Source organism: Lacticaseibacillus casei DSM 20011 = JCM 1134 = ATCC 393, from assembly GCF_000829055.1.
Classification (GTDB): Bacteria; Bacillota; Bacilli; order Lactobacillales; family Lactobacillaceae; genus Lacticaseibacillus; species Lacticaseibacillus casei.
In genome coordinates, this window is sequence record NZ_AP012544.1 from 278,490 (window position 1) to 299,473 (window position 20,984).

The window sequence follows — 20,984 nt, forward strand, 5'->3', positions numbered from 1 at the left end:
TTAATGGCAGATGTCAGCAGTTGGCAGCCGGATTCGGAGAGCTGGTTTCGTAAGTTGGCCGATTTTGGCGTCAAGGCGATGGTGGTGAAGCTGACAGAAGGCACCACTTATCAGAATCCAAAGGCCGCGGCACAATTGGCAGCCGGACGCAAGATGGGGATGCAGGTGCATGCGTATCATTATGCGCATTATCGCAATAGCGCCGAGGCGGTTGCGGAAGGCCGATTTTTCGGCTTGGCGGCGCGGGCGCTTGGGGTATCGACGCAAAGTGTGATGGCGGCCGATGTGGAAGCACCGGAATTAACCGGTGACCTGACCGGCTTGACGAATGTATTCATTCAAACGGTCAAGTCGCTGAGGTATCCACACACGGATCTATATACAATGGCCAACTGGATGAAAACGGACCGTTTTGATCGGGTGGCGCTGATTCCTAAGAATTTATGGATTGCGAGTTATGGCGTTGATCAGCCAGGGATCGACAATGTGGGCACGTGGCAGTTTACCAACAATTTTCACGGGCTGGGCGTCGACATGAGTTATGATTTCTTCGGCCACTACACGACCAGGCTTTCAGGCGAGCTCAACGGTGGCGTGGTTCGAGCGCCCACCGTCCGGTATCATAGCGTTCAGGCAGGCGAAAGCTGGTGGGCGATTGCGCATCGATACGGCCTGAATATGGACAACTTGGCTGCACTGAATGGCAAAACCATTTACAGCGTGATTCATCCCGGCGATCAGTTGCGATTGAATTAGGCGAGACTAGTTGAGACACAGTTCGCGGACGTAATATAAAAGCAAACGTTATCCATTGGTTGGAAAATGTTTGCTTTTTGTTTCGTCTGAGAAAGTTTGTCAAAAGTATTAAAGAACATAGTGCCAAAGCGGAGCAATCGTAGGCCAGATGGGGCTCAGCTGTGAAGTTGTACAAGCCGGGCGGTCTTCCCGGCGTAGTACAAGGCCGAGCTTAGAGACTCTGCCGATTTTGCAGAGGCTCTAAGTCGTGCCCACAGCGTTCCAGCCCCAGCTGGCCGGAGATTGCGGAGTTTGGCATGGCAAGAGAACAATTGCCTAAACAGTTTTCGTGTTTGGAGATCACTCAAATGAAAATTTCTTTACCAAAGTGTTGACACGGTGTCACCTTCCGTGTAGACTACAGGATGTTAAGAAGTGACACGGTGTCACCAAGGAGGATAACGATGGTTTTATCAACGTTTGAACATTTAGATGAAAATAAACAACAACGCATTTTAGCTGCGCTGGTAACTGAATTTTCCAAGTATCCATTGGCGCAGGCGCAAGTCGCGCGGATCGTCAAGCAGGCCGACATCGCTCGCGGCGCGTTTTATAAGTACTTCAGCGATTTGAAGGATGCGTATCAATACGCTTTTAAAGAAGTGATTGGGCGCTTACACACGGGGATCGCCGGGCCGGAAATGCGGCGTGATCCTTATGCCGCTACGGTTGCTTTTCTGCAGGAAGCTGATGAAAGCCAGGATCGCGATTTTATCCGGCTGCATTTTACCAAGAATAGCGGCATGGTGTCGGTTGGCGAACCGCCGATTGCTGCCAATGCCATTGAGTGGGCCGTCACAACGCTGTGCCACAGCGCGATTTCCCGGGCCCTAGCTAATCCGGAGCAGGCGGATTTAATTTTGAAAAACTTGAAAGCAGCTCTTTTACAGCTGCACGTGAAGGAGTCGTGAGTCAATGTATCTATCATTAAAAGAAATCTGGCATGAAAAATTACGCTACGGCCTGATCGTCGCGATGATGCTGTTGGTCACCTACCTAGTGTTCATTCTCAGCGCACTGGCCAACGGGTTATCGCAACAGAACACGCAGGCGATTAACTCGTGGGACACGTCGCGGGTGGTGTTGGCAAAAGATTCGGATATCAATTTAAGCCAGTCACTCCTGACGTCTCAGCAAACCAAAGATCTCAACTTAGGCAAGTCGCAAGCTTACGTCGGAACAATCGGCGTAGTCGCGACCAGCAGCAAGCATGACGAAATCCGCTCGACCATGATCGGGCTTGACTGGGATCAGTATATTGGCAAGGACATGAAGCTGGTCAGCGGTCATCGAGCTCAGAGCGACCATCAGATTGTGGTGGATTCGGAATTCAAAGATAAAGGCTATGCACTTGGCGACAAGGTTAAGTTGAGCACGAAAGGCAAGCGCTATACGATTGTCGGTTTTACCGAGAATGCCAAAATGAGTGTTGCCCCGGTTGTTTACGGCACGATGAATGCTTGGCGCACCTTGCATAATCTGCCAAACACCTTCACGGCTAGCGGCATTGTTTCCAAGTCGAATAACTTTAAAGTCAACACCAGCGACCTGAAGACTTACTCAGCGAATACCTTTATCCAGAAACTGCCTGGGTATTCGGCCCAAAATAGCACCTTTACCTTTATGATCGGTTTTCTGTTCGTGATTTCGCTGATTGTCATCGCAGTGTTCCTCTATATTTTGACGATGCAAAAACTGCCAAACTACGCAGTACTGCGGGCGCAGGGCGTGCCATCCCGGACGCTGGTCATCACGACCATTGCCCAAGCCTTGATTTTGGTCACATTAGGTCTGGCTTTAGGTGGCGCGTTGACGGCCATCACGGCGCAGTTCATGCCGATGGGCGTCCCGATGATCTTCTCGCCTCAACTTAACGTCGCCATCGTCATCGGCATTTTGCTCACTGGTTTCCTCGGCTCAATAATTCCCATCCGCACCATCTTAAAAGTCGATCCCGTTACCGCCATTGGAGGTTGATGTTATGTCAGCAATCGAATTAAAACACATTATTAAAAATTTCAAGACCCCGACAAGCAACGTTGAGGTACTCAAGGATGTCAATTTTAGCGCTGATTCTGGCAGCCTATCATTGGTATTAGGTCCGTCCGGTTCAGGTAAAAGTACATTTTTGACCATCGCCGGCGGTATTCAAACGCCGACTGAAGGGGTGGTCACGACTGCCGGGAAGAATCTTGAACAATTGTCCGGCAAGGCGCGCGATGCCCTACGTCTAGATAACATCGGCTTTGTGCTTCAGTCTTACAACTTAGTACCTTATCTGACGGTCGGCGAACAGTTTAAGCTGGTTGATAAGATCAAGCCAAAAGGCAACCTCAGTCACGAGGCCTTGGAAGCATTACTAGACGATTTAGGAATTGCCAACTTGGTGAACCAATATCCGGCATCATTATCAGGGGGCCAGACCCAACGCGTTGCTATTGCCCGGGCGCTTTACCCGGATCCAGCGATCGTGCTCGCCGATGAACCGACCGCGGCTTTGGATAGCCCGCGGGTCGCCATCGTCGGCCAGCTGTTAGCTGACCTCGCCCACAAACACAACAAGGCTATCGTCGTTGTCACCCACGATGTCCGGTTGGAACAGTTTGCGGATCGAAAGTTCACACTGCTCGATGGCCAGTTAAAAGAAGGCGCACCGAAATACGCTGCGTAAGTTTGTGGCGGCACACTGAGTCATACGAAAAAGGGCCAAGCACAATTTGAAAAGTGCTTGGTCCTTTTTGCATGGCTGATGAAAGGCACTAGCCCAAATGCCTTTTGTCAAATAAACAATAGTCGATTAAAAGCGTGGTTCGCCTAATGCGTGTTGCGCAGCTAGGTTTAGCAGGCTCCATTGCCGATCAAAACCAGGTTGGAAGAAGAAGTCGGCTTCGGCTAAATCTTCTAGGCTCAAGCCATGTTGAACGGCGAGCGCCAAGACATTGCCTTGCGCAGTGACCTCGTACGTTGATAAAACAGCGCCACCGAGCAGTCGATGGGTTTGCGGATCAAAGACAAGATTGACGCAAACCGGTGGATTGCCATTGCCTTCCGGTACATATGCCGGGCGCAAAGTATCCGTATAGAACGAAGTGTCAACCTTAACCCCGGAGCGGCCGGCTGTGAACGTGTTCAGACCGGTAGCCGCAAAATGATAATCGAAAACGCTCAACGCACTGGAGCCAACGACGCCGCCAAATGGACGCGCCGGATGTTCTGCAAAAATGTTAGCCGCCAGATAGCGTGCTTCACGCCGGGCAACCGTTGCCAGTGCAATTGGCACCTTTTGCTGAGCGGCAACCCCGTAAACCAGCGTTGCGTCGCCGATAGCGTAAACATCAGGCAGGTTGGTGCGCAGATATGGATCCGTGTTAATGAAGCCGCGGTCGTCAAGGTCAACAGTACCTTTCAGCCATTCCGTTGCCGGCTTAACCCCAGCAGCTTGAATGACCAGATCCGTCGCAACATCGCCCGCGTCGGTTTTCACGGCGCTGACGGCACCGTCACCGGCGAAGCTTTCGATTTTGACGCCGAGTTTAAGCTCAACGCCTTTATCGGTAAGTTCCTTGGCGATAATGTCGGTCATATCAGGATCGAGATAAGTGCCCAATGGCCGATCAATGATATCCAGTAGTGTGACTTCTTTGCCCGCTTTCCGGCTGGCTTCGGCCGCTTCAATACCGATGTAACCGGCACCGATAATCGTAATATGTTTAACTGCCGGATCTTCCAGCTTTGCTTTAATTTTGGTTGCCCAGTCGTAACCGCGCATCAGGAAAATATTTTTCAAGTCGTTACCAGGAACTGGCAATGAATTCGGCCGCACGCCGGAACTCAGAATTAATTTATCGTAAGGGTAGTCCTGTGCCGTGCCATTCTTCGTGTCGCGGACGGTCACCGTTTTGACATCAGCGTTGATCGCCGTGACCTCATGATTGTTAAGGACATGGGCACCGCGTTTGATCAAATCATCCGGGCGGAAGTTCCGCACGTCATTGACGTCCGTCACCTGGTCTTCCAGGAAAAGTTCCATTCCACATGACATAAAGGAAACAAAGTCACCCGCTTCAAACATGGTAATATCAGCATCCGGATACCGATGTAATAACTCCAAAACGCTTTGGTGACCACCATGTGATGCTCCAACAACAATAATCTTTGGTTTGTCCACAATAAATTCCTCCTCTTATGTAGTAACCGCATTCAGTCTCGCGATTCCATCTCTATATTAGAATAGTTACAATATAACGTCAATGGCTGACTGCAATTAATTATCGTACAATTTTATTTTAGCTTTACCTAAATCAAGTGTACCAAAAAAGCGCTGTAAAGGGCAGTTATCTGCCTTGTCTACAGCACTTTTCCACGATGATTTAGTTAACCAAGTAAAACTTAAATGATTTTGAAATGCTTCAATGCCTGGACCACGCCATCTTCGTCATTGCTGGCGGTGACGTAATCAGCTTGGTCTTTAACAACGTCCTGACCATTCGCGACTGCAACGCTAGTGCCGGAAAAATCAAACATGTCTAAATCATTATGTTCGTCCCCAAAAGCGATCACGTCTGCTGGTTGCAAGCCCAGATACTGGGTCAGCTGTGCCAATCCCCAGCCCTTGTTGACACCGCGGGGCATAATCTCCAGCATGAACGGCATACTGCGGATGACGGTAAAACGATTGCCAAACTCGGCCTCAGCTTGCGGTTGGATTTTAGCGAGATTTTCCGGTTCACCCAGCAACAAGCCCTTAGCGATCACAAAATCATTCGGCATTTCCTGAGGCTCACGCACCTTAATCCCGGCATGGTTTTCCCACGCCTGCAAAACCGTATACTTGCTGATGTTACGATCAGCCGTATACACTTCGCCAGCAGGGGTAATCACGTTGCTATCGATCCCGGCCGCCGAAACATGCGTCGCAAAAGTCGAAAAATCCTGATAATCCTGATGATTCAGAAACTTTTGGGCAATAATTTTGCCGTTAGTACTTTGTACCACCCCGCCGCCTTGAACAATGACATACTGATCGTCTCCGTGCAGCCCCAAAGCATCCAACGTGGTTCGAACGCCCGGCAACGGCCGCCCGGTGCACGGTACGATTTTAATCCCCTTAGCCTGCGCTGCCTTCAACCCACGAATGGTGGTCGACGACAACTGCTTGTGCGAGTCGAGTAGTGTGTCATCCAAATCGACTGCGATCAAGCGAAACATGGCAGTCACATCCCTTCTTGAAGTCAGCTTAGCATGGAAAACGGGCGGCAACAATGTGGAAAAGGGGAGGCAACGCCAAAATTGCATGATGTCCATCGACAAGGCTTTCGATAAGTCAGAATTCTAAACCTCCCCATGCCGGCCAACATCTAGCAGGCGGACAACATCAGCCTCAAGCCGATAGATCAACAGCCAGTTACCCTTAATAAACAACGCACGATCGGTTTTGCGTTTCTTAATAACATGATCGTCATACTTTTCCGGCAGCGGTTGCCCTGCACGCAAGTAGTCCAATACTTGTTGATAGTCCGCTTGCGTAAATCGACCGGCCTGAAGTAGGTGCTTGAGATGTTTTTTGAAGCGCGATTGTTCGATGATCTGGTGTGTGGGCATTTGTGAGAAGGCTCCTTCGTTTTCTTAAGCGTAACGCTAAAAAGATAGGCTGAACATTCTTTAATTCAATGCCTTATTTTTACGCTAGGTTTCAAACTAGTTTTGAATTAGAGACAGAATTTCAAATTTAGTTCTTTGGTGATTAAATTGCCTTTTTTGAAATCGATACCAAAAATTGTTGACATTTATATTGAAAGCGCTATATTAGTTGTGTAAATAAGGGTCGAATGGGGGCGGTGACAAATGGCAACGATTTCAGAGGTTGCAAAATTAGCAGGTGTCTCAGTATCAACAGTTTCACGGATTATTAATCATCGGCCTCATGTTTCACCACGAAAAGCCGCGCTTGTAGCAGATGCGATGAAAAAACTAGGATATCAACCTCTACAGGCCGCGCGACAAATGCGCGGCTCTGGATCGCAGACGATTGCGGTGACGGTACCTTATATTACAAACCCATTTTTTTCTGAATTGGTGGCGGCAATTGAACGAACAGCAGATGAGCGTTCATACAAAACCGTTATCGTGCAAACTTTTGGTCAAAAAAGTCATGAACGGAATGCCTTGGATTTCCTGAAAACAAACCAAGTCGACGCCGTGATCATGTGCGCAATTGAAAATGACTGGGATTTGATTAAGCAGTATCGGCAATATGGCATCATTGCTGTTTGCAATGAGTATGTTGCTGATGATGACACATTGATGGTGCACGCTGACCAAGAAAGTGGCATGTATGCTGGCACCAAATATTTGCTCAATCAAGGTTACCGCAACCTAGCTTTCTGCACAGGGCAAAAAGCTATTCGCTATGAAGCGGAGGCTGAGGATCTCAACAGTGATCGTTATCGCGGTTATTTGCGAGCTTTGCGTGAGTTTGATTTGGAGCCTTCTGTTGAATGGCAATTCACTGATATCAACACGATTGCAGATGGGCAAAATGTTTTGCAGCGATTGATGGCTATGAAGCAGCAGCCTGATGCGGTGATTGCCGGTTCTGATCAAGTAGCAGCCGGTATCATTGCCGAGGCGCAGGTTATGGGCTTAAAGGTGCCGGAAGACCTTGCCGTCATGGGCTTTGATGATCAACCGCTGAGTCAAGTTGTGGCCCGCCCACTAACAACCATTCATCAACCGGTTCATGAGATTGGCGATCAAATTGCAAATGTGGTGGCAAACGAGCTAGAGGGTAAATCGATTTCGAATAAGCGAGTTGTTTTGCCGCTTTCTGTTGTGGTTAGACAGTCAGCCTAAAAATTTTAGTCAAAATTGGTATCAATACCAAAAAAAGTGGAGGTAGTTTCTTATGACAGTTGTATTATCCAGAGTAGATCAGCGTTTAGTTCATGGTATCGTTGTCAATCAATGGGCGGCAGAGGTTCAACCAAAACGATATATGGTCATTGACGATGTTGTCAGTCAAGATGAAAACGTCAAGGCCAGCATGCGATTAAGTAAGCCGGCGGGCACAGGCATGTCGATCATCAATACTGAAAAAGCTTTGACCAACTTTAAAGCGGGTAAGTATGATGCGCAGCGTGTATTTGTCATTGCAAAGGAGCCTAGCACGATGCTGAAGTTGCTGGATGCGGGCATTGAGATTCCACGCGTCGACATTGGCATTATCTTTGCGGAAGATGGGCGGACGCAAATCAGCAAATTCGTTTCAGTCAACCAACAAGAAGTGGCTGATTTTAAGGAGTTGGAGAAACGTGGTGTCCCAGTGAACATTCGTTATGTCCCGGCAGATGCCCCGGTGCCATTTGATAGAGCGCTTGAAGGGAAAACCATTCAGTAGTCCTTGATCAAGCGGACAAATAATTTGCGGAGAACCCACAGAATAATGCGTTTTTGAGATCAGAAATTAAAGTAGCTTGGGTCAGGCATCATCGCCCTAGCTAGCCGAGTTGGTTTCTATCTAAACGTGTTTATGTTCATCATAACGCGCTCACCAGCGCAGAAGCCTGCATGTAAGGACCTTGGTCGCAATGGCAAAGACCGCCATCACGCCCCAGGCCACTTACACTCCGGCTTCTACCCGCGCTGGCTCGCGCTCAGGAGGAAATATCATGCCTCATATTTTGCAAGATATCTTAATTATTTTATTGGCATCATATGCTACGTTGGACAACCAAGGCATTACCATTATGAACTATTGGCCGGTCACGGTCGGACTATTCGCTGGACTGATCATGGGCGACCTACCAACAGCAATGGCGATTGCCGGCACATTTCAACTCATGAGTCTAGGTGTGGCGGGCTTAGGCGGTGCTTCGGTTCCCGATTACGGGTTGGCGACAATTGTCGGGATTTATCTTTCTGCCCGAACTGGAGCCGGATTGGGCACCGCTGTGGCAGTCGGCTTACCTGTAGGACTGCTAACGATTCAATTGGACGTTGTGATTAAAATTATCAACAACTTTATTGCACACAAGGCTCAAGCTTATGCACATGCAAAAGAGTTCAGCAAAATGCGAATGATCAACTGGCTTGGACCGTTGTTCTTTGGCCTTAAGAACTTTATTCCCATGATTCTTATTGTCACAGTCGGCCCATCTGCCATCAGTGCTTTGCTAAAGATCATTCCTAAGTGGCTCACCAATGGCCTGACGATCGCCGGCAGTATGTTACCGGTCGTAGGTATTGGCATGTTAATGCACTATATGCCGCTGAAGAAATACATTTGGGTACTCATGATTGGGTTTGTTATGTCAGCTTACTTGAAAGTGCCGATTCTTGGTGTTGCCATTATTGGTCTGGCGCTTGGCATTTACACCTATCAGAATCTGATTAACGCTTCTAAGAAAAAAGAGGTTGCTGCTGTAAACGGTGCCGATGCCGCGGATGACGATGAAGGAGACGACTACGATGAGTGATGTACAACCGAAATTGACGAAGAAAGAACGTCATAGTGCGATCCTTCGTTACATGGCGATGGGCGTTAACAATTTTAACTACGAGACGCAACAAGGGCCATCAGTTGTCTGGGCTTTTTCCAAAGTCTTACGGAAAATTTAACCTAATGACGATGATTATGTAGCTGCATTAGATAATCATTTTAAATATTTCAATACCACCACTGCCATGGCGGGGATGATTTTAGGCGCGACACTAGCCATGGAGGAAAGGGACGGCATTAAGTCAAAAGATGCCGTTCAAGCATTAAAGACTTCTTTGATGGGCCCGTTTGCCGGTGTTGGCGATACGATCATCTGGATTCTGTTGCCAACTATTATGGGATCTATTGCTGGTTACATGGCACTTCAAGGGAATCCACTAGGGGCTATTATTTGGATTTTGGTTGATATCCTGTTGTTCTGGGCCCGAATTAAATTGTTTGATATTGGCTATGATTCCGGTGTTAAGTTGGTCACAACAATGGCTAATCAACTCAGTGCCTTTACCGAAGCAGCTTCGGTTATGGGAATTACTGTTGTCGGGACTTTGATCGCAACGGTTGTAAAGGTCTATACGCCACTTCAATTCCAGTTTGGCAAAGTAAAGCTAGCCATGCAGACCGGGATTCTCGATAAGATCATGCCTGCACTTTTGCCGGCGTTAGTTGCATGGATGGTTTATAAATTGCTTGGATCAAAAAAATGGACCGCGCATTTTAGAATCAAGTTAGCCACTGTCTCAAAATTTTTTGGACAATAAAAAACATCAAGAACAGATATCCTGTATCATTGAAGTTCCTACACAAACAATGGAAGAGGATATTGTCTTGATGCAGAAACAGGATAGCACACACCGCCAAAAAGGTCAGCACTTAACATCACTCGAGCGCGGAAAAGTGGCCGGATTCCGCCAAGCTGGGAAGTCCAATCGTTGGATTGCTGCTGAAATTGGCGTCTGCCCGCAGACCATTAATAATGAAATCAAGCGAGGTACAGTAGATCAGGTCAAGAAGAGTAATGGCAAGCGCGTCTACCATCGACAATACCTGCCAGAGGCTGCTCAGGCACGTTACGAGACTGCACGCTTGAGCTGCCATCGTCCTGACAAGTTCGCCAGCGTACAGGTCTTCTTAGCCTGGTACGTACAGCGAGCTAAGCAGGACAAATGGTCGCCGGATGCTTCAATCGGCTATGCCAAGCGACACAAGCTGTTTACTCCTGAAGAGCTTGTTTGTGCCTCGACTTTGTACCAGTACATTGACGACCAACGCCTAGAGATTCGAAATATCGACCTGTTGGAGAAGACTAAGCGGAAGACCTCTCACCAGCACCACACCAAGGCTAAGCGCCTGGCTGGCCGCAGTATCGAGGAACGGCCTAAGGTCGTTGAACGACGCAGGCAGTTCGGTCACTGGGAGATGGATACCATTGTCGGTAAACGCAATGGCAAGGAGAGCGTCATCTTGACTCTGATTGAGCGCAAGACCCGTTGCCAACTTCTCCGCTTGATCGAAGGACGAGATGCAGACTCTGTGAGCTATGCATTGCGTGGAATCAAGCGCGAATGGGGAGCTTGCATCAAGACCATCACAGCCGACAACGGACCCGAGTTCACCGCCTTAAATACTGCTTTTGCTGGGACGGAAACTGAGATCTTCTACGCCCATCCTTACACGTCCTGCGACCGTGGCACCAACGAGGCACATAACCGGATGATCCGCCAGGACTTCCCTAAGGGCATGTCCCTAGATGACATTAGCCCTAGTCAAGTGCAGGCCACGCAAGACCGCTTGAATCAGTTGCCTCGCAAACAACAGGGCTACTGCACACCCCAGCAAAACTTTGAGGCCGAAGCTCGGCGCGTTCGCCGCATGGCCCAGTAGTCTCTCTAGCGCCACAACTTCTATTTGATAACGGCCTGTTCTGGGATTGTCCTCAACGACTGGCTAACTTGTTCTTGCAATTTACGCAAAAAAATGGACGCCAAATCGCGTGATTATTTTGATTTTGGCAATAGCTTTGGTAGGCTCATTCTTCGGCATCTTAGGGGTGCAGCCAACCAAATAGATGAGATACGACAATTAAAAGAAGGGCTGATATTTTGAGTCAAAAGAATCAAATCAAAGGTGATCATTTTCGTTTTACGGTTCTGACTAACAAAATGATTCGCATGGAGTATCAACCTGAAGGTAAGTTCGAAGATGCAACAACGCAGACTGTCACGAATCGTGATCTAGGTCAGCCGGAGTTTCGGGTCGAACATAATAAGGATGGTTTTGTGGTTCAAATTGAAACGGACTCCTTCCATCTTTATTATCGAGGCGGCGAATTCAGTGGCGAGAACTTATTCATTGACACAAAATATAATTACCAGACACATTATCCCCGCTGGCATTACGGAGATGACGATCCTAAGAATTTACTTGGAACTGCCCGGACGTTAGACGGTGCTGATGGTGCCATTCCACTTAAGCCGGGAATCATGTCGCGGAGTGGCTTTGCGATTTTAGATGACTCCCTAAGTATGTTGCAGTCTGGGGATACAGTTAGCCAACGTTCAGTCTCAGAGATTGATCTCTATGGGTTTGCTTATGGCCATGACTATCGCGCAGCATTACGTGATTACTACCGATTGACTGGCTTTCCACCTTTAGTACCACGTTTTGCACTAGGCAACTGGTGGAGTCGGTTTTATCCGTATACCCAAAAAAGTTACCTTGATTTGATGGCGCATTTCAAAAAAGCCGGTGTGCCGATTTCCGTTGCAGTCTTGGATATGAATTGGCATGTCACCGATATACCGGCTCAGTATGGAAGCGGTTGGACTGGCTATACTTGGAATAAAAAGCTGTTTCCAGAACCTGCCAAATTTTTGCAAACTCTGCATGAACAAGGCAAGCACGTGACTCTAAACGTTCATCCGGCGGCGGGGATTCGCCCATCTGAAGCGAAATATGAGCAGGTCGCCAAAGCAGTTGGAATCGATCCGGCCTCAAAGCAGCCAGTGCTATTTGATTTAAATAATCGGAATTTTGTGCGAGCTTACTTTGATTTAGTGCATCATCCGCTTGAACGGGAAGGTGTTGATTTTTGGTGGCTGGATTGGCAGCAAGGAGCGGCGCGGTCACAAAAACAAATTGATCCATTGTGGGCGCTGAATGTGTTGCACTTTGAGGATCAGCAACGGGAAAAGGGCAATCAAGCACTGATCCTTTCCAGATATGCCGACCCCGGAAGTCATCGTTATCCGATTGGGTTCTCAGGGGATACCGTAGCTAGTTGGCAATCTTTGAAATTTCAACCTTATTTCACTGCAACAGCTACGAATATTGGGTATACATGGTGGAGCCATGATATTGGCGGGCATATGCACGGACACTATGATCCGGAACTTTCATTAAGATGGCTGCAGTTTGGTGTATTTAGTCCAATCATGCGACTCCATAGTTCGGACAATCCTTTTATGGGCAAAGAGCCATGGAATTATGACGAGGTTACTGCCGAAATCATGACTCAATTTATGCGATTACGTGCACAATTGGTTCCTTATCTATTCACGGCCGATATTTTAACGCATCAACAGGGACAAGCCTTGATCGAACCGATTTACTATCGCGATTCAGAAGTTAAAGAGGCATACCAGTTTAAGAATGAGTACTTTTTTGGCTCCGAGATGCTTGTTGTGCCGATTACATCGCCTAGTGATCAAGAGACTGGATTAGCAAGTGCAACTGGTTATGTGCCTGCAGGAGACTGGACAGATTTCTTTACGCACCAGATGTATCATGGCCCGGCAATCGTGAAGTTTCATCGTGAGGCTTCACATTATCCGGTTTTGGTGCGTTCAGGTGGGATTATTCCGTTGGCCCTCGATCCCATGGCATCGACAGATACTTTGCCAAATGCGATGACGATCAAGCTTTTCCCGGGTGAGCGCCACGCTTATGTGTTGCGAGAACAAACGTCATCGGGAGAAGCACAAACCAAGTTTACATGGGATCCGCAGGCCAAAATATTTGCGATTAAAGTGTCTGATCCAAATGGTGTGATTCCTGCTAATCGGACATATCAACTCGACATAGTTGGATCTGCTGAAAAGATTAAGCCAGTTAATGGACATCATAACCAAGAGATGAGTCTTGCTATGAAGTCGCAAAATCACGAGACAGAAAAAATGGCGCAGATTTTTACGGTTCTTCAGCAAGCCAAAGTGGATTTCGACTTAAAGAAGCAGTTATGGCAAAGCATTCAGAATATGCCAACTATTAAGACGGCCCTAACCGTGACGAGTCTTGCTCCCAAGAACCTGAGTGATGCGCTCTTAGAGATACTTTTAAATGATCACGCTTGAATTCAAAAATACGCTGGTTTAGTTGATCAGAGGGTGTCTTTCAAGCATTAAAAACGACTGATTGAAGAGACAACAAGGAGGAAAAGACAATGGAACGCACAATTGTGTTAGCATCGCACCATCGACTTGCAGAAGGTTTGAAAGATACGCTTAATTTTATTAGCGGCGGCGGTCAAGATATCGTGTCGATGGCAGCATATTTAGACAATCAACCGGTTGAAAATCAAGTCGATGCTTTGATGGCATCTTTTCCCGCTGATCGCGATGTGATTGTATTAACTGACATGATGGCTGGCAGCGTTAATCAAAAATTTTTTAAATATCGAACGCGCCCGCATACACATATTATTAGCGGTATGAACTTGCCATTAGCACTTGGCATCGCAATGGCGCCGACAAATGAGTACGTGAGTGACGACCAAATTAATGACCTGATTCAGGAGGCAAAGAATGCGATCGTGAATGTCAATACGCTCCAAGTCGAGGCAGATGACGATGATGAATAAGGTGCCTTGGTGGAAAAAGAGCGTTGTGTATCAAGTCTATCCAAAAAGTTTTAATGACAGTAATGGTGATGGCATTGGCGACCTGAATGGCATCACTGCTAAGTTGGATTACTTGGCAGATCTTGGTGTGGATGTGCTTTGGCTGAATCCAATCTATCAATCGCCCCAAATTGATAATGGCTATGATATTTCAAATTATCGAGCTATTGAACCGCAGTTGGGAACCATGGGTGATTTTGAACGACTTTTGAAGGCAGCTCATACACGCCATCTGAAAATCATTTTAGATTTGGTTGTCAATCACACTTCTGACTTACATCCGTGGTTCCAGGCTGCCAAATCGTCAAAAAATGATTCGCATCATGACTTTTATATTTGGAAAAAGCCTGTGGACGGACATGAACCTAATAATTGGGGTTCAAGCTTTGGCGGTTCTGCTTGGACATATGAAAAGGATCTGGGCGAATATTACTTGCATCTTTTTGCCAAACAGCAACCAGATCTTAACTGGGAAAATCCGCGTGTTCGTCAAGAAGTCTATGACTTGATGCAATTTTGGCTGGACAAGGGTGTAGACGGTTTCCGAATGGATGTCATTTCACTTATCTCCAAAGATCCAGCGTATCTTGATGGTCCTTTGATTCAAGGCAAAGCATATGGGAGCTACTATGCCGGAGCGGCAAATGGGCCCAAAGTGCACGAGTATTTACAGGAAATGCACAAGCGAGTGCTTTCATCAAAAGATATTATGACAGTAGGCGAAACACCGCATACAACCGCCAAGCAGGCGCAACTATACACCGCAGCAGATCGACACGAATTGGATATGGTTTTTCACTTTGATCACATGCATCTTGATTATGGTCAGTATGGCAAGTTTTCAACTAATCGATTTAGATTAACTGATTTGAAGGAAGTTCTTGCACGTTGGCAAACAACATTGGCGCAGGTTAACGGATGGAACAGTCTTTATTGGAGTAACCATGATCAGCCCAGACCGGTTACACGATTTGGCGATGAGGGCCAGTATCGGGTTCGGTCAGCCAAGATGCTAGGAACGGTTTTGCACATGCTTCAGGGAACGCCCTATATCTTTGAAGGCGAAGAACTCGGTTTAAAGAATGTTCATTTTAAACAGTTGAGTGATTAAAACGATCTTGAAACCAAGAATATATTTAAAGAGCTCACACAATTGCATCATGAGAGTGAGCAGGAGGCAATGCGGGCGATTTATTTACATTCGCGAGATAATGCGCGGACGCCGATGCCATGGGATCCAAGTGAGCAAGGTGGCTTCACGACCGGTAAGCCATGGCTGAAATTGAATCCTGATCATCAGGAAATTAATGTAGCCAAGGATCTTGCTGACAGTGATGGCGTTTATCATTATTATCAACAGCTGATCAAGCTGCGTCACGAAGAGCCCTTGGTCACAACCGGAGTTTTTGAGCTTTTAGACCCAGAAGATCCGAATCTTTTCGTTTATTTACGTAAAGGTGAAAAGGAAACCTTATTAGTTGCTGGTAATTTCTCCGCAAAAACTCAGAAGTGGCAAACTCCAGAGTCGCTCCAACAGCAAGCAGCAACTATTTTAATCTGTAATGCAAATTTTTCGAAACAACTTGGTAGCACTTTAACGTTGCCTCCCTTTGGAACTGTGGTTTATAAATTAAAGCAATCGTGATAGTGGTAACACTCATTTGAAGAAGCCGGTACTTAAGTGAAAGTTGAGAAGGGGTATTTGATGAATCGTCTGACCTTATATCGGGTGCATCTTTCAATATGATTCACAAGATAATCTATTTGCAAAATACGTTGACCGCTACTAAGATAAAGCCATCAAAGCAGCGATGTAACCGTTACCAAAATTGCTGCTCTGATTTCAAAATTTTAAGTTAGAAGCAATGTCTACGAGGTGTAGATGAAGGGTGATGCTTAATGGCAGTTGACGAAAAACAAGCGCTCATTGCTAAGATGCTGAAGCTTCAACACCTTTTCGAGCCGCAAGCGGACGAGATATCCCAAGAAATTGTTGTCAAAATCAAGCAGGTTGTCGATCGGTTGGCCAAGAAAAGGATACAAGGAGCCAACATTGAACCCGAAGTGCATCCGGTCAGCATTTTTATTAGGGACCAAATGTTAGATCATCACTATCAGATCACGACTGAGCAACGCGATGCGCTTTTTGATATGGAGGAAGCGGCGCAGGAGATTGCTAAGAAGTTTTTCATTAGCTTTCCAGGCATCAGTGGGCCCCTGTAGTTGCAAGGTATCTGGAAACATATAAACAAAAACACAAGCGGCACCACCTCATGTCGATTCATGAAGTGGTGCCGCTTGCGTAGTTTAAGAAATAGTATGGGATCAGTTTGCTTAAACAAAAACGCTTTTTCGTTTCAAATATGATACAGACCAAGCTCCGCCAGATCTTTTTTTAACGAGTTAACAAATTCCACGCAGTCACCCGCTTTTAAAGCTTGCAGGGAACTATCAATCAACTGGGCACCTTCTGTTCGCTTGCCCGTTTGAGTCAGTAATATTCCCTTGTAGTAGTTTAGCAACACACGTTCCAAGAGGAAGGGTTCTGGCAGCTTCTTTTGTTCAAGAATTGCCAACGTTTTTAGAGCATGCTGGGTTTTCCCATGGCGGATGAGTAACGCGATCGTATTCAGCAACACATTGATGCAGGTCTCGTAAACGCTGGTGAGGCCAATGTAGATGGAACATTTATCTAACAGGGTTTGCGAAAAGACCGTGATAGTTTCGATCGGCAGTTGAGTCATGGTATTGCCGTAGAGAACCAATTCAAAGTTGCCCCAATCTTCACACTGAAATAAGTAGTTGGTGAGCACATTTAAGTGGACTTTATCAGACAAGGGTTTCTTTTCTGCCTCTGCGCGAACGCATTCGGCCATGATCCAGTTCAGTTGGTCAAAAATTGAATGCGAGTTTTGCCAACGCGCATATTCACTATCTGCCAAGCGCTTAAGGCCCCCAAAGTCATTGTTTAGTGCAGATTGCGTTAAATTTGTCGCGAACTTGTTGTCGTATAAAGGCTCAAAGTGATTCATGACGACCGTGAATTCGAATGGCGTGACATAAAGCTTTTTAAGCAAATGGAAAAATCGTGTTGTTGATAGATCGGATGTCCCGTTTTCGAATTTTGAGATCATGCCTTTGGACACAACGTCATCGGCCAAAGAGCTAAGGGTGATACCGCGCGATTCTCGTAAGTATTTTAATGTTGCCCCAAAATTTTCGATGATGAACCGCTCCTTGTTTCATATTTTAAACGTATCGGTTATCAGTCATTTTAGCGGCTATCGTGTGAAGTATCAATAAACGATAGAAGATGCAGATGCGTTGAAGCATATGAAAAGAGGAACTAACATGAAAACTTGTTTAAAACACGAACGTGGACGCACAGTTATCAACGTTGTTTGGATTGTGGTGAACGTTCTTTTATACACGGGTACTTCGGTTCTTTTAACCTTCACAACGAATGCGATCTTTTCTAGAGATATGCGCGCTTTGTTGGTGTGGTCGGCGATTAATTTCTCGGTTTGGGGAGCCTTTCTGATCAGCAATTATTTTCAGGTGGTTTTTCAAGAGAAGCTGACTCAACGGATTATGGTGGACATCCGGGACACCATCTCGCGAAAAATTGTTGGCAGTTCATACGCGCAGTACCACAACAAAACGACCGGTGAGTATCTTTCCGAATATGTCAATGATGTGGGCAACATTGAGAATAATGCGATTAAGAAGTTCTTCACGTTGCTTTCCGATGGGACAACCGTTGTCTTCTCAACCATTGCACTTGCTGCATATCACCTGCTATTTATCCCGGCGATCCTCCTTTTGTAGGTGTTGATGCTTAGAGTGCCCTCACGGCTAAGTCGGCCTATGACCTCAGCAACAAAAACAATGTCGAAGGGTAACGCAGCCTTTTCAAATCAAGTGACCAACGTGCTTAATGGCTTCGATGTTTTGTTTAATGCTAATAAATTAGGCAAGCTTCATGACTTGATTAAGTCTGCCGCAAAAAAATACGCCGCGGTCAAGGTGGCTTATACGAAGACCAATGCGCGCGTTTCGAATTTGATCGCAGCGTTGAGTATTTTCTGTCAGGTGATGGTCGATATTATGACCAGTATCCTTGCGATTCTTGGTGCCATTCCGCTTGGGGCTATTAGTTCAACCGGCAGTATTGCCGCCAGCATTTTTAACTCACTGTCGAGCCTAAGCAATGACACCGTGCAAATTAAGGCGACTTATCCCTTATTTGATAAGGTTAGTGCCGGCGTTTCAAAGGCGTTACCATCTAACAAAAATACACAAGCACCTGTCTTTCGCCATGCTCTAAAGGTTGTTGATCTTAGCTACGCGATTGGCGGGAAAAAGATTCTCAACCACTTGAATCTCACGTTCGAGCGCGGTGGTAAGTATGCGATTATTGGCCGCAGTGGTGTGGGCAAAAGTACCTTGCTGAAAATTCTGGACGGACAGATTACCGATTATACGGGACATGTTTATATCGACAACAAGGACTTGCGAACAATGAGTATGGCGGAGTTAACCAAGGTTTCGCAGTACGTTGATCAAAACGTTTATTTATTTAATGATTCAGTGGCAAACAATACTTCGCTGTGGGAAAACCAGTCGCAGTCTAAGCACCGTTTACAAGAAGCTTTTTCAAAGGCAAAAGTAGATTTTGTTAAGTTCCCGGGCCAGATCATTCAAGAAAATGGTCAGAATTTATCAGGTGGTCAGAAGCAACGTCTGGCTTTGGCGAGATTCTTCTATGCACCAAAACCAATTGCATTTGTTGATGAAGGGACGTCTGCGTTAGATGCTAAAACAGCTAAGCTCGTCACTGAGGAATTCTTGAAGGACCCTGATATGACACTGATTGAAGTGAGTCACCATCTCGATCATGAGCTAAGGGGTGCGTACGATCAAGTAATTGATTTAGGCGCATAGAAGGATACTGATAGACTTTTATCTTTTAGGGAACAGTAAGCAGGCAAAATAAAAGGAGGCTAAGGAAATCCCTAGTCCTCCCAAGATCAAAAAGCCATTTTGAGTGGAATGAAACTAACTTCTCACCGCTTCAACTTATCCATATCCGCCAGCGGACTGTTGTACAGTTTCGCGTAAAAGCCACCAGCGGCCAGTAACTGTTCATGCGTGCCGGATTCAATGAGCCGGCCTTGGTTGATGACGAGGATTTTGCTGGCGTGGCGAATGGTGGAGAGGCGGTGGGCGATGACGAAGCTGGTGCACTGCTGCATGAGGCGGTTCATGGCGCGCTGGACGTCGGTTTCGGTGTTGGAGTCGATGGAGGCGGTAGCTTCATCGAGAACCAGAACCGGCGCTTGGGCCACAAAGGCGCGGGCGATGCTGAGGAGTTGGCGCTGGCTTTGTGATAGGCGGCTGGCGTTTTCGCTGAGCATGGTGTTGTAGCCGTCTGGTAGTTGCCGAATAAAGGTATCGGCATTGGCGGCTTGTGCAGCGGTTTCGACTTCCGCGTCGGTGGCTTCGGGACGGCCCATCCGAATGTTTTCGCGGATGGTGGCGGTGAAAAGAAACGATTCCTGCTGCACGACAGTCACCAGGCGGCGCAGGCTAGCGCGGGTGAGGTCAGTGACGTTGTGGCCGTCGAGGGTGATGCTGCCGCTAGTGAGTGGATAGAGATTCGTGAGCAGGTTCATGATCGTGGTTTTGCCAGCCCCGGTTGGCCCGACGATGGCGACCACTTCGCCTTGGTGTGCGGTGAAACTGATGTCGTGGAGGACTTCGGTTTTACCGTCATAGGCAAACGAAACGTGATCGAACTGCACATTGCCGGCTGTGTGGGTCAGCGTCAGTGCGTTTGGCAAGTCTTTTTCCGGCTCGGCGTCCACGACCCGGAAAACCCGTTCGGCGGAGGCCAGCGACAGTTGCAGGGTGTTGATCAGGTTGAGGATGTTATTGATGGGGCCGGTGAAATTGCGCAGATAAATGAGAAAAGTGAAGATGACGCCGACTGTGATGCTTGTGCCGCCACGCAGAATCGCAAGTGCGCCGGCAAATGTGATCAGCAGGTAGGCGAAGTTATTGGTCATGTTGTTGAACGGGCCGATGACGCCAGAAAAAAGTTGTGCCCGATACGCCGCGGCCGTGTAGCGGGCGTTGGTTTCATTGAAGCGGTCAAGTGTGTCTCGCTGGTGATCGAAAAGTTGCACCAGCTGCTTGCCGGCAACATTTTCTTCAATTTGCGTGTTGAGACTGCCGAGTGCTTCCTGTTGCACGACGCCCGCTGGGTAATCCGCGCGGCTGCCCGTGAATAGAAGAACGTCGCAACCGAGGCCAGGACGACAAATCCCGTCAACAAAGGACTGAGCAGCAGCATCGCAATACCCATTCCAACGACACTGATAATCCCGGTGTAAAGCTGCACGAACGTCTGCATTAGCGCCGTGTTGATATTATCGACATCGTTGGTCAATCGACTCATAATATCGCCATTGTCATGGGTGTCAAAATAGCGCATCGGGAGGCGTTGCATTTTAGCAAATAAATCATGGCGAATGGCGGCACTGGTGCGTTGTGCGACCTTGGTGGTGATGCTGGTCTGAAAATACGTGAAAACACTGCTTAGAAAATACATGCCAGCCAGTAAACCACTGACGATCAACAGTTCGCGTAGTCGACCCTTGGTGATAAATTGGTCGACCACAATACCATTGACGCGGTTACCGATGATGGTGGCTAGGGTTGTGAAGAGGGTTAAACCAAAAACAATGAGTAATTTACTGCGATCCGCATTGAGGTAGCCCTAAATCCGGCGCACGG

General features: G+C 47.2%; 15 protein-coding genes and 5 pseudogenes. 15 read left to right on the forward strand and 5 right to left on the reverse strand.

The window, feature by feature from the left end; genetic code table 11:
• Positions 1 to 3 precede the first annotated feature (3 nt).
• The 4 genes from LBCZ_RS01290 (at position 4) to LBCZ_RS01305 (ending at position 3,466) form a co-directional block, all read left to right on the forward strand.
• Positions 4 to 756, forward strand: a complete 753-nt coding sequence (locus tag LBCZ_RS01290) for a GH25 family lysozyme (protein WP_025013597.1) — start codon at positions 4 to 6, stop codon at positions 754 to 756.
• Between the two features lie 443 nt (positions 757 to 1,199).
• Positions 1,200 to 1,706 carry a TetR/AcrR family transcriptional regulator gene (locus LBCZ_RS01295; RefSeq protein ID WP_025013596.1) on the forward strand — a complete coding sequence of 169 codons (507 nt, stop codon included), beginning with the start codon at positions 1,200 to 1,202 and terminating at the stop codon, positions 1,704 to 1,706.
• Between the two features lie 4 nt (positions 1,707 to 1,710).
• Entirely contained in the window at positions 1,711 to 2,772 is a 1,062-nt protein-coding gene (locus tag LBCZ_RS01300; RefSeq protein ID WP_025013595.1) for an ABC transporter permease, read from the forward strand.
• Between the two features lie 4 nt (positions 2,773 to 2,776).
• Positions 2,777 to 3,466, forward strand: coding sequence for an ABC transporter ATP-binding protein (locus LBCZ_RS01305; RefSeq protein ID WP_010492914.1), 690 nt, complete (start codon positions 2,777 to 2,779; stop codon positions 3,464 to 3,466).
• 126 nt (positions 3,467 to 3,592) lie between these two features.
• Here LBCZ_RS01305 and LBCZ_RS01310 read toward each other — a convergent pair whose 3' ends face one another.
• The 3 genes from LBCZ_RS01310 to LBCZ_RS01320 all read right to left on the reverse strand — a co-directional run bounded on the left by LBCZ_RS01310 (position 3,593) and on the right by LBCZ_RS01320 (position 6,396).
• On the reverse strand, positions 3,593 to 4,963 hold the full coding sequence (locus LBCZ_RS01310; RefSeq protein WP_025013594.1) for an FAD-dependent oxidoreductase: 1,371 nt from the start codon (positions 4,961 to 4,963) through the stop codon (positions 3,593 to 3,595).
• Positions 4,964 to 5,184: 221 nt separating this feature from the next.
• Positions 5,185 to 6,003: a Cof-type HAD-IIB family hydrolase gene (locus LBCZ_RS01315; protein WP_032958980.1), complete on the reverse strand. Its 819-nt coding sequence runs from the start codon at positions 6,001 to 6,003 to the stop codon at positions 5,185 to 5,187.
• Between the two features lie 123 nt (positions 6,004 to 6,126).
• A complete protein-coding gene (locus LBCZ_RS01320; protein WP_025013592.1) occupies positions 6,127 to 6,396 on the reverse strand; it encodes a type II toxin-antitoxin system RelE/ParE family toxin in 270 nt (89 codons plus the stop codon).
• Positions 6,397 to 6,639: 243 nt separating this feature from the next.
• Here LBCZ_RS01320 and LBCZ_RS01325 point away from each other — a divergent pair, with 243 nt between their 5' ends.
• The 10 genes and pseudogenes from LBCZ_RS01325 (at position 6,640) to LBCZ_RS01365 (ending at position 16,409) form a co-directional block, all read left to right on the forward strand.
• Complete coding sequence (locus LBCZ_RS01325; RefSeq protein ID WP_039639644.1) at positions 6,640 to 7,647, forward strand: LacI family DNA-binding transcriptional regulator; 1,008 nt, start codon at positions 6,640 to 6,642, stop codon at positions 7,645 to 7,647.
• Positions 7,648 to 7,699: 52 nt separating this feature from the next.
• Positions 7,700 to 8,191 (forward strand): PTS sugar transporter subunit IIB, encoded by a 492-nt coding sequence (locus LBCZ_RS01330; protein ID WP_025013591.1) that lies wholly within the window; start codon positions 7,700 to 7,702, stop codon positions 8,189 to 8,191.
• Between the two features lie 271 nt (positions 8,192 to 8,462).
• The gene (locus LBCZ_RS01335; protein WP_025013590.1) at positions 8,463 to 9,269 is read left to right on the forward strand and encodes a PTS mannose/fructose/sorbose/N-acetylgalactosamine transporter subunit IIC; all 807 of its coding nucleotides are present in this window, start codon (positions 8,463 to 8,465) and stop codon (positions 9,267 to 9,269) included.
• A pseudogene (locus tag LBCZ_RS01340) lies at positions 9,262 to 10,050 on the forward strand (PTS system mannose/fructose/sorbose family transporter subunit IID). Before LBCZ_RS01335 ends, LBCZ_RS01340 begins: the two are co-directional and overlap by 8 nt.
• Before the next feature lie 70 nt (positions 10,051 to 10,120).
• Positions 10,121 to 11,173 (forward strand): IS30 family transposase, encoded by a 1,053-nt coding sequence (locus LBCZ_RS01345; RefSeq protein ID WP_010620018.1) that lies wholly within the window; start codon positions 10,121 to 10,123, stop codon positions 11,171 to 11,173.
• A gap of 85 nt (positions 11,174 to 11,258) precedes the next feature.
• Positions 11,259 to 11,357: pseudogene (locus LBCZ_RS15390) on the forward strand (PTS system mannose/fructose/sorbose family transporter subunit IID); the annotation flags it as partial.
• Positions 11,358 to 11,391: 34 nt separating this feature from the next.
• Complete coding sequence (locus tag LBCZ_RS01350; protein WP_039639639.1) at positions 11,392 to 13,641, forward strand: glycoside hydrolase family 31 protein; 2,250 nt, start codon at positions 11,392 to 11,394, stop codon at positions 13,639 to 13,641.
• An 89-nt stretch (positions 13,642 to 13,730) separates the two neighbouring features.
• Positions 13,731 to 14,147: a PTS sugar transporter subunit IIA gene (locus LBCZ_RS01355; protein WP_025013722.1), complete on the forward strand. Its 417-nt coding sequence runs from the start codon at positions 13,731 to 13,733 to the stop codon at positions 14,145 to 14,147.
• Positions 14,140 to 15,831 (forward strand): annotated as a pseudogene (locus LBCZ_RS01360) (glycoside hydrolase family 13 protein). Before LBCZ_RS01355 ends, LBCZ_RS01360 begins: the two are co-directional and overlap by 8 nt.
• 254 nt (positions 15,832 to 16,085) lie before the next feature.
• Positions 16,086 to 16,409: a hypothetical protein gene (locus tag LBCZ_RS01365; protein WP_025013723.1), complete on the forward strand. Its 324-nt coding sequence runs from the start codon at positions 16,086 to 16,088 to the stop codon at positions 16,407 to 16,409.
• A 134-nt stretch (positions 16,410 to 16,543) separates the two neighbouring features.
• On the opposite strand, the gene LBCZ_RS01370 is transcribed toward LBCZ_RS01365, so the two are convergent.
• Positions 16,544 to 17,410, reverse strand: coding sequence for a helix-turn-helix domain-containing protein (locus LBCZ_RS01370; protein WP_032959055.1), 867 nt, complete (start codon positions 17,408 to 17,410; stop codon positions 16,544 to 16,546).
• Between the two features lie 127 nt (positions 17,411 to 17,537).
• Here LBCZ_RS01370 and LBCZ_RS01375 point away from each other — a divergent pair.
• A pseudogene (locus LBCZ_RS01375) lies at positions 17,538 to 19,130 on the forward strand (ATP-binding cassette domain-containing protein).
• Between the two features lie 122 nt (positions 19,131 to 19,252).
• Here LBCZ_RS01375 and LBCZ_RS01380 read toward each other — a convergent pair.
• Positions 19,253 to 20,934 (reverse strand): annotated as a pseudogene (locus tag LBCZ_RS01380) (ABC transporter ATP-binding protein).
• Positions 20,935 to 20,984: the final 50 nt, after the last annotated feature.

Excerpts from the sequence above, each read along its gene's own strand:
- LBCZ_RS01290 (WP_025013597.1), top strand. The coding sequence starts at position 4 with ATGGCAGATGTCAGCAGTTGGCAGCCGGATTCGGAGAGCTGGTTTCGT.
- LBCZ_RS01295 (WP_025013596.1), top strand. The coding sequence starts at position 1,200 with ATGGTTTTATCAACGTTTGAACATTTAGATGAAAATAAACAACAACGC.
- LBCZ_RS01300 (WP_025013595.1), top strand. The coding sequence starts at position 1,711 with ATGTATCTATCATTAAAAGAAATCTGGCATGAAAAATTACGCTACGGC.
- LBCZ_RS01305 (WP_010492914.1), top strand. The coding sequence starts at position 2,777 with ATGTCAGCAATCGAATTAAAACACATTATTAAAAATTTCAAGACCCCG.
- LBCZ_RS01315 (WP_032958980.1), bottom strand. The coding sequence starts at position 6,003 with ATGTTTCGCTTGATCGCAGTCGATTTGGATGACACACTACTCGACTCG.
- LBCZ_RS01320 (WP_025013592.1), bottom strand. The coding sequence starts at position 6,396 with ATGCCCACACACCAGATCATCGAACAATCGCGCTTCAAAAAACATCTC.
- LBCZ_RS01325 (WP_039639644.1), top strand. The coding sequence starts at position 6,640 with ATGGCAACGATTTCAGAGGTTGCAAAATTAGCAGGTGTCTCAGTATCA.
- LBCZ_RS01330 (WP_025013591.1), top strand. The coding sequence starts at position 7,700 with ATGACAGTTGTATTATCCAGAGTAGATCAGCGTTTAGTTCATGGTATC.
- LBCZ_RS01335 (WP_025013590.1), top strand. The coding sequence starts at position 8,463 with ATGCCTCATATTTTGCAAGATATCTTAATTATTTTATTGGCATCATAT.
- LBCZ_RS01345 (WP_010620018.1), top strand. The coding sequence starts at position 10,121 with ATGCAGAAACAGGATAGCACACACCGCCAAAAAGGTCAGCACTTAACA.
- LBCZ_RS01355 (WP_025013722.1), top strand. The coding sequence starts at position 13,731 with ATGGAACGCACAATTGTGTTAGCATCGCACCATCGACTTGCAGAAGGT.
- LBCZ_RS01365 (WP_025013723.1), top strand. The coding sequence starts at position 16,086 with ATGGCAGTTGACGAAAAACAAGCGCTCATTGCTAAGATGCTGAAGCTT.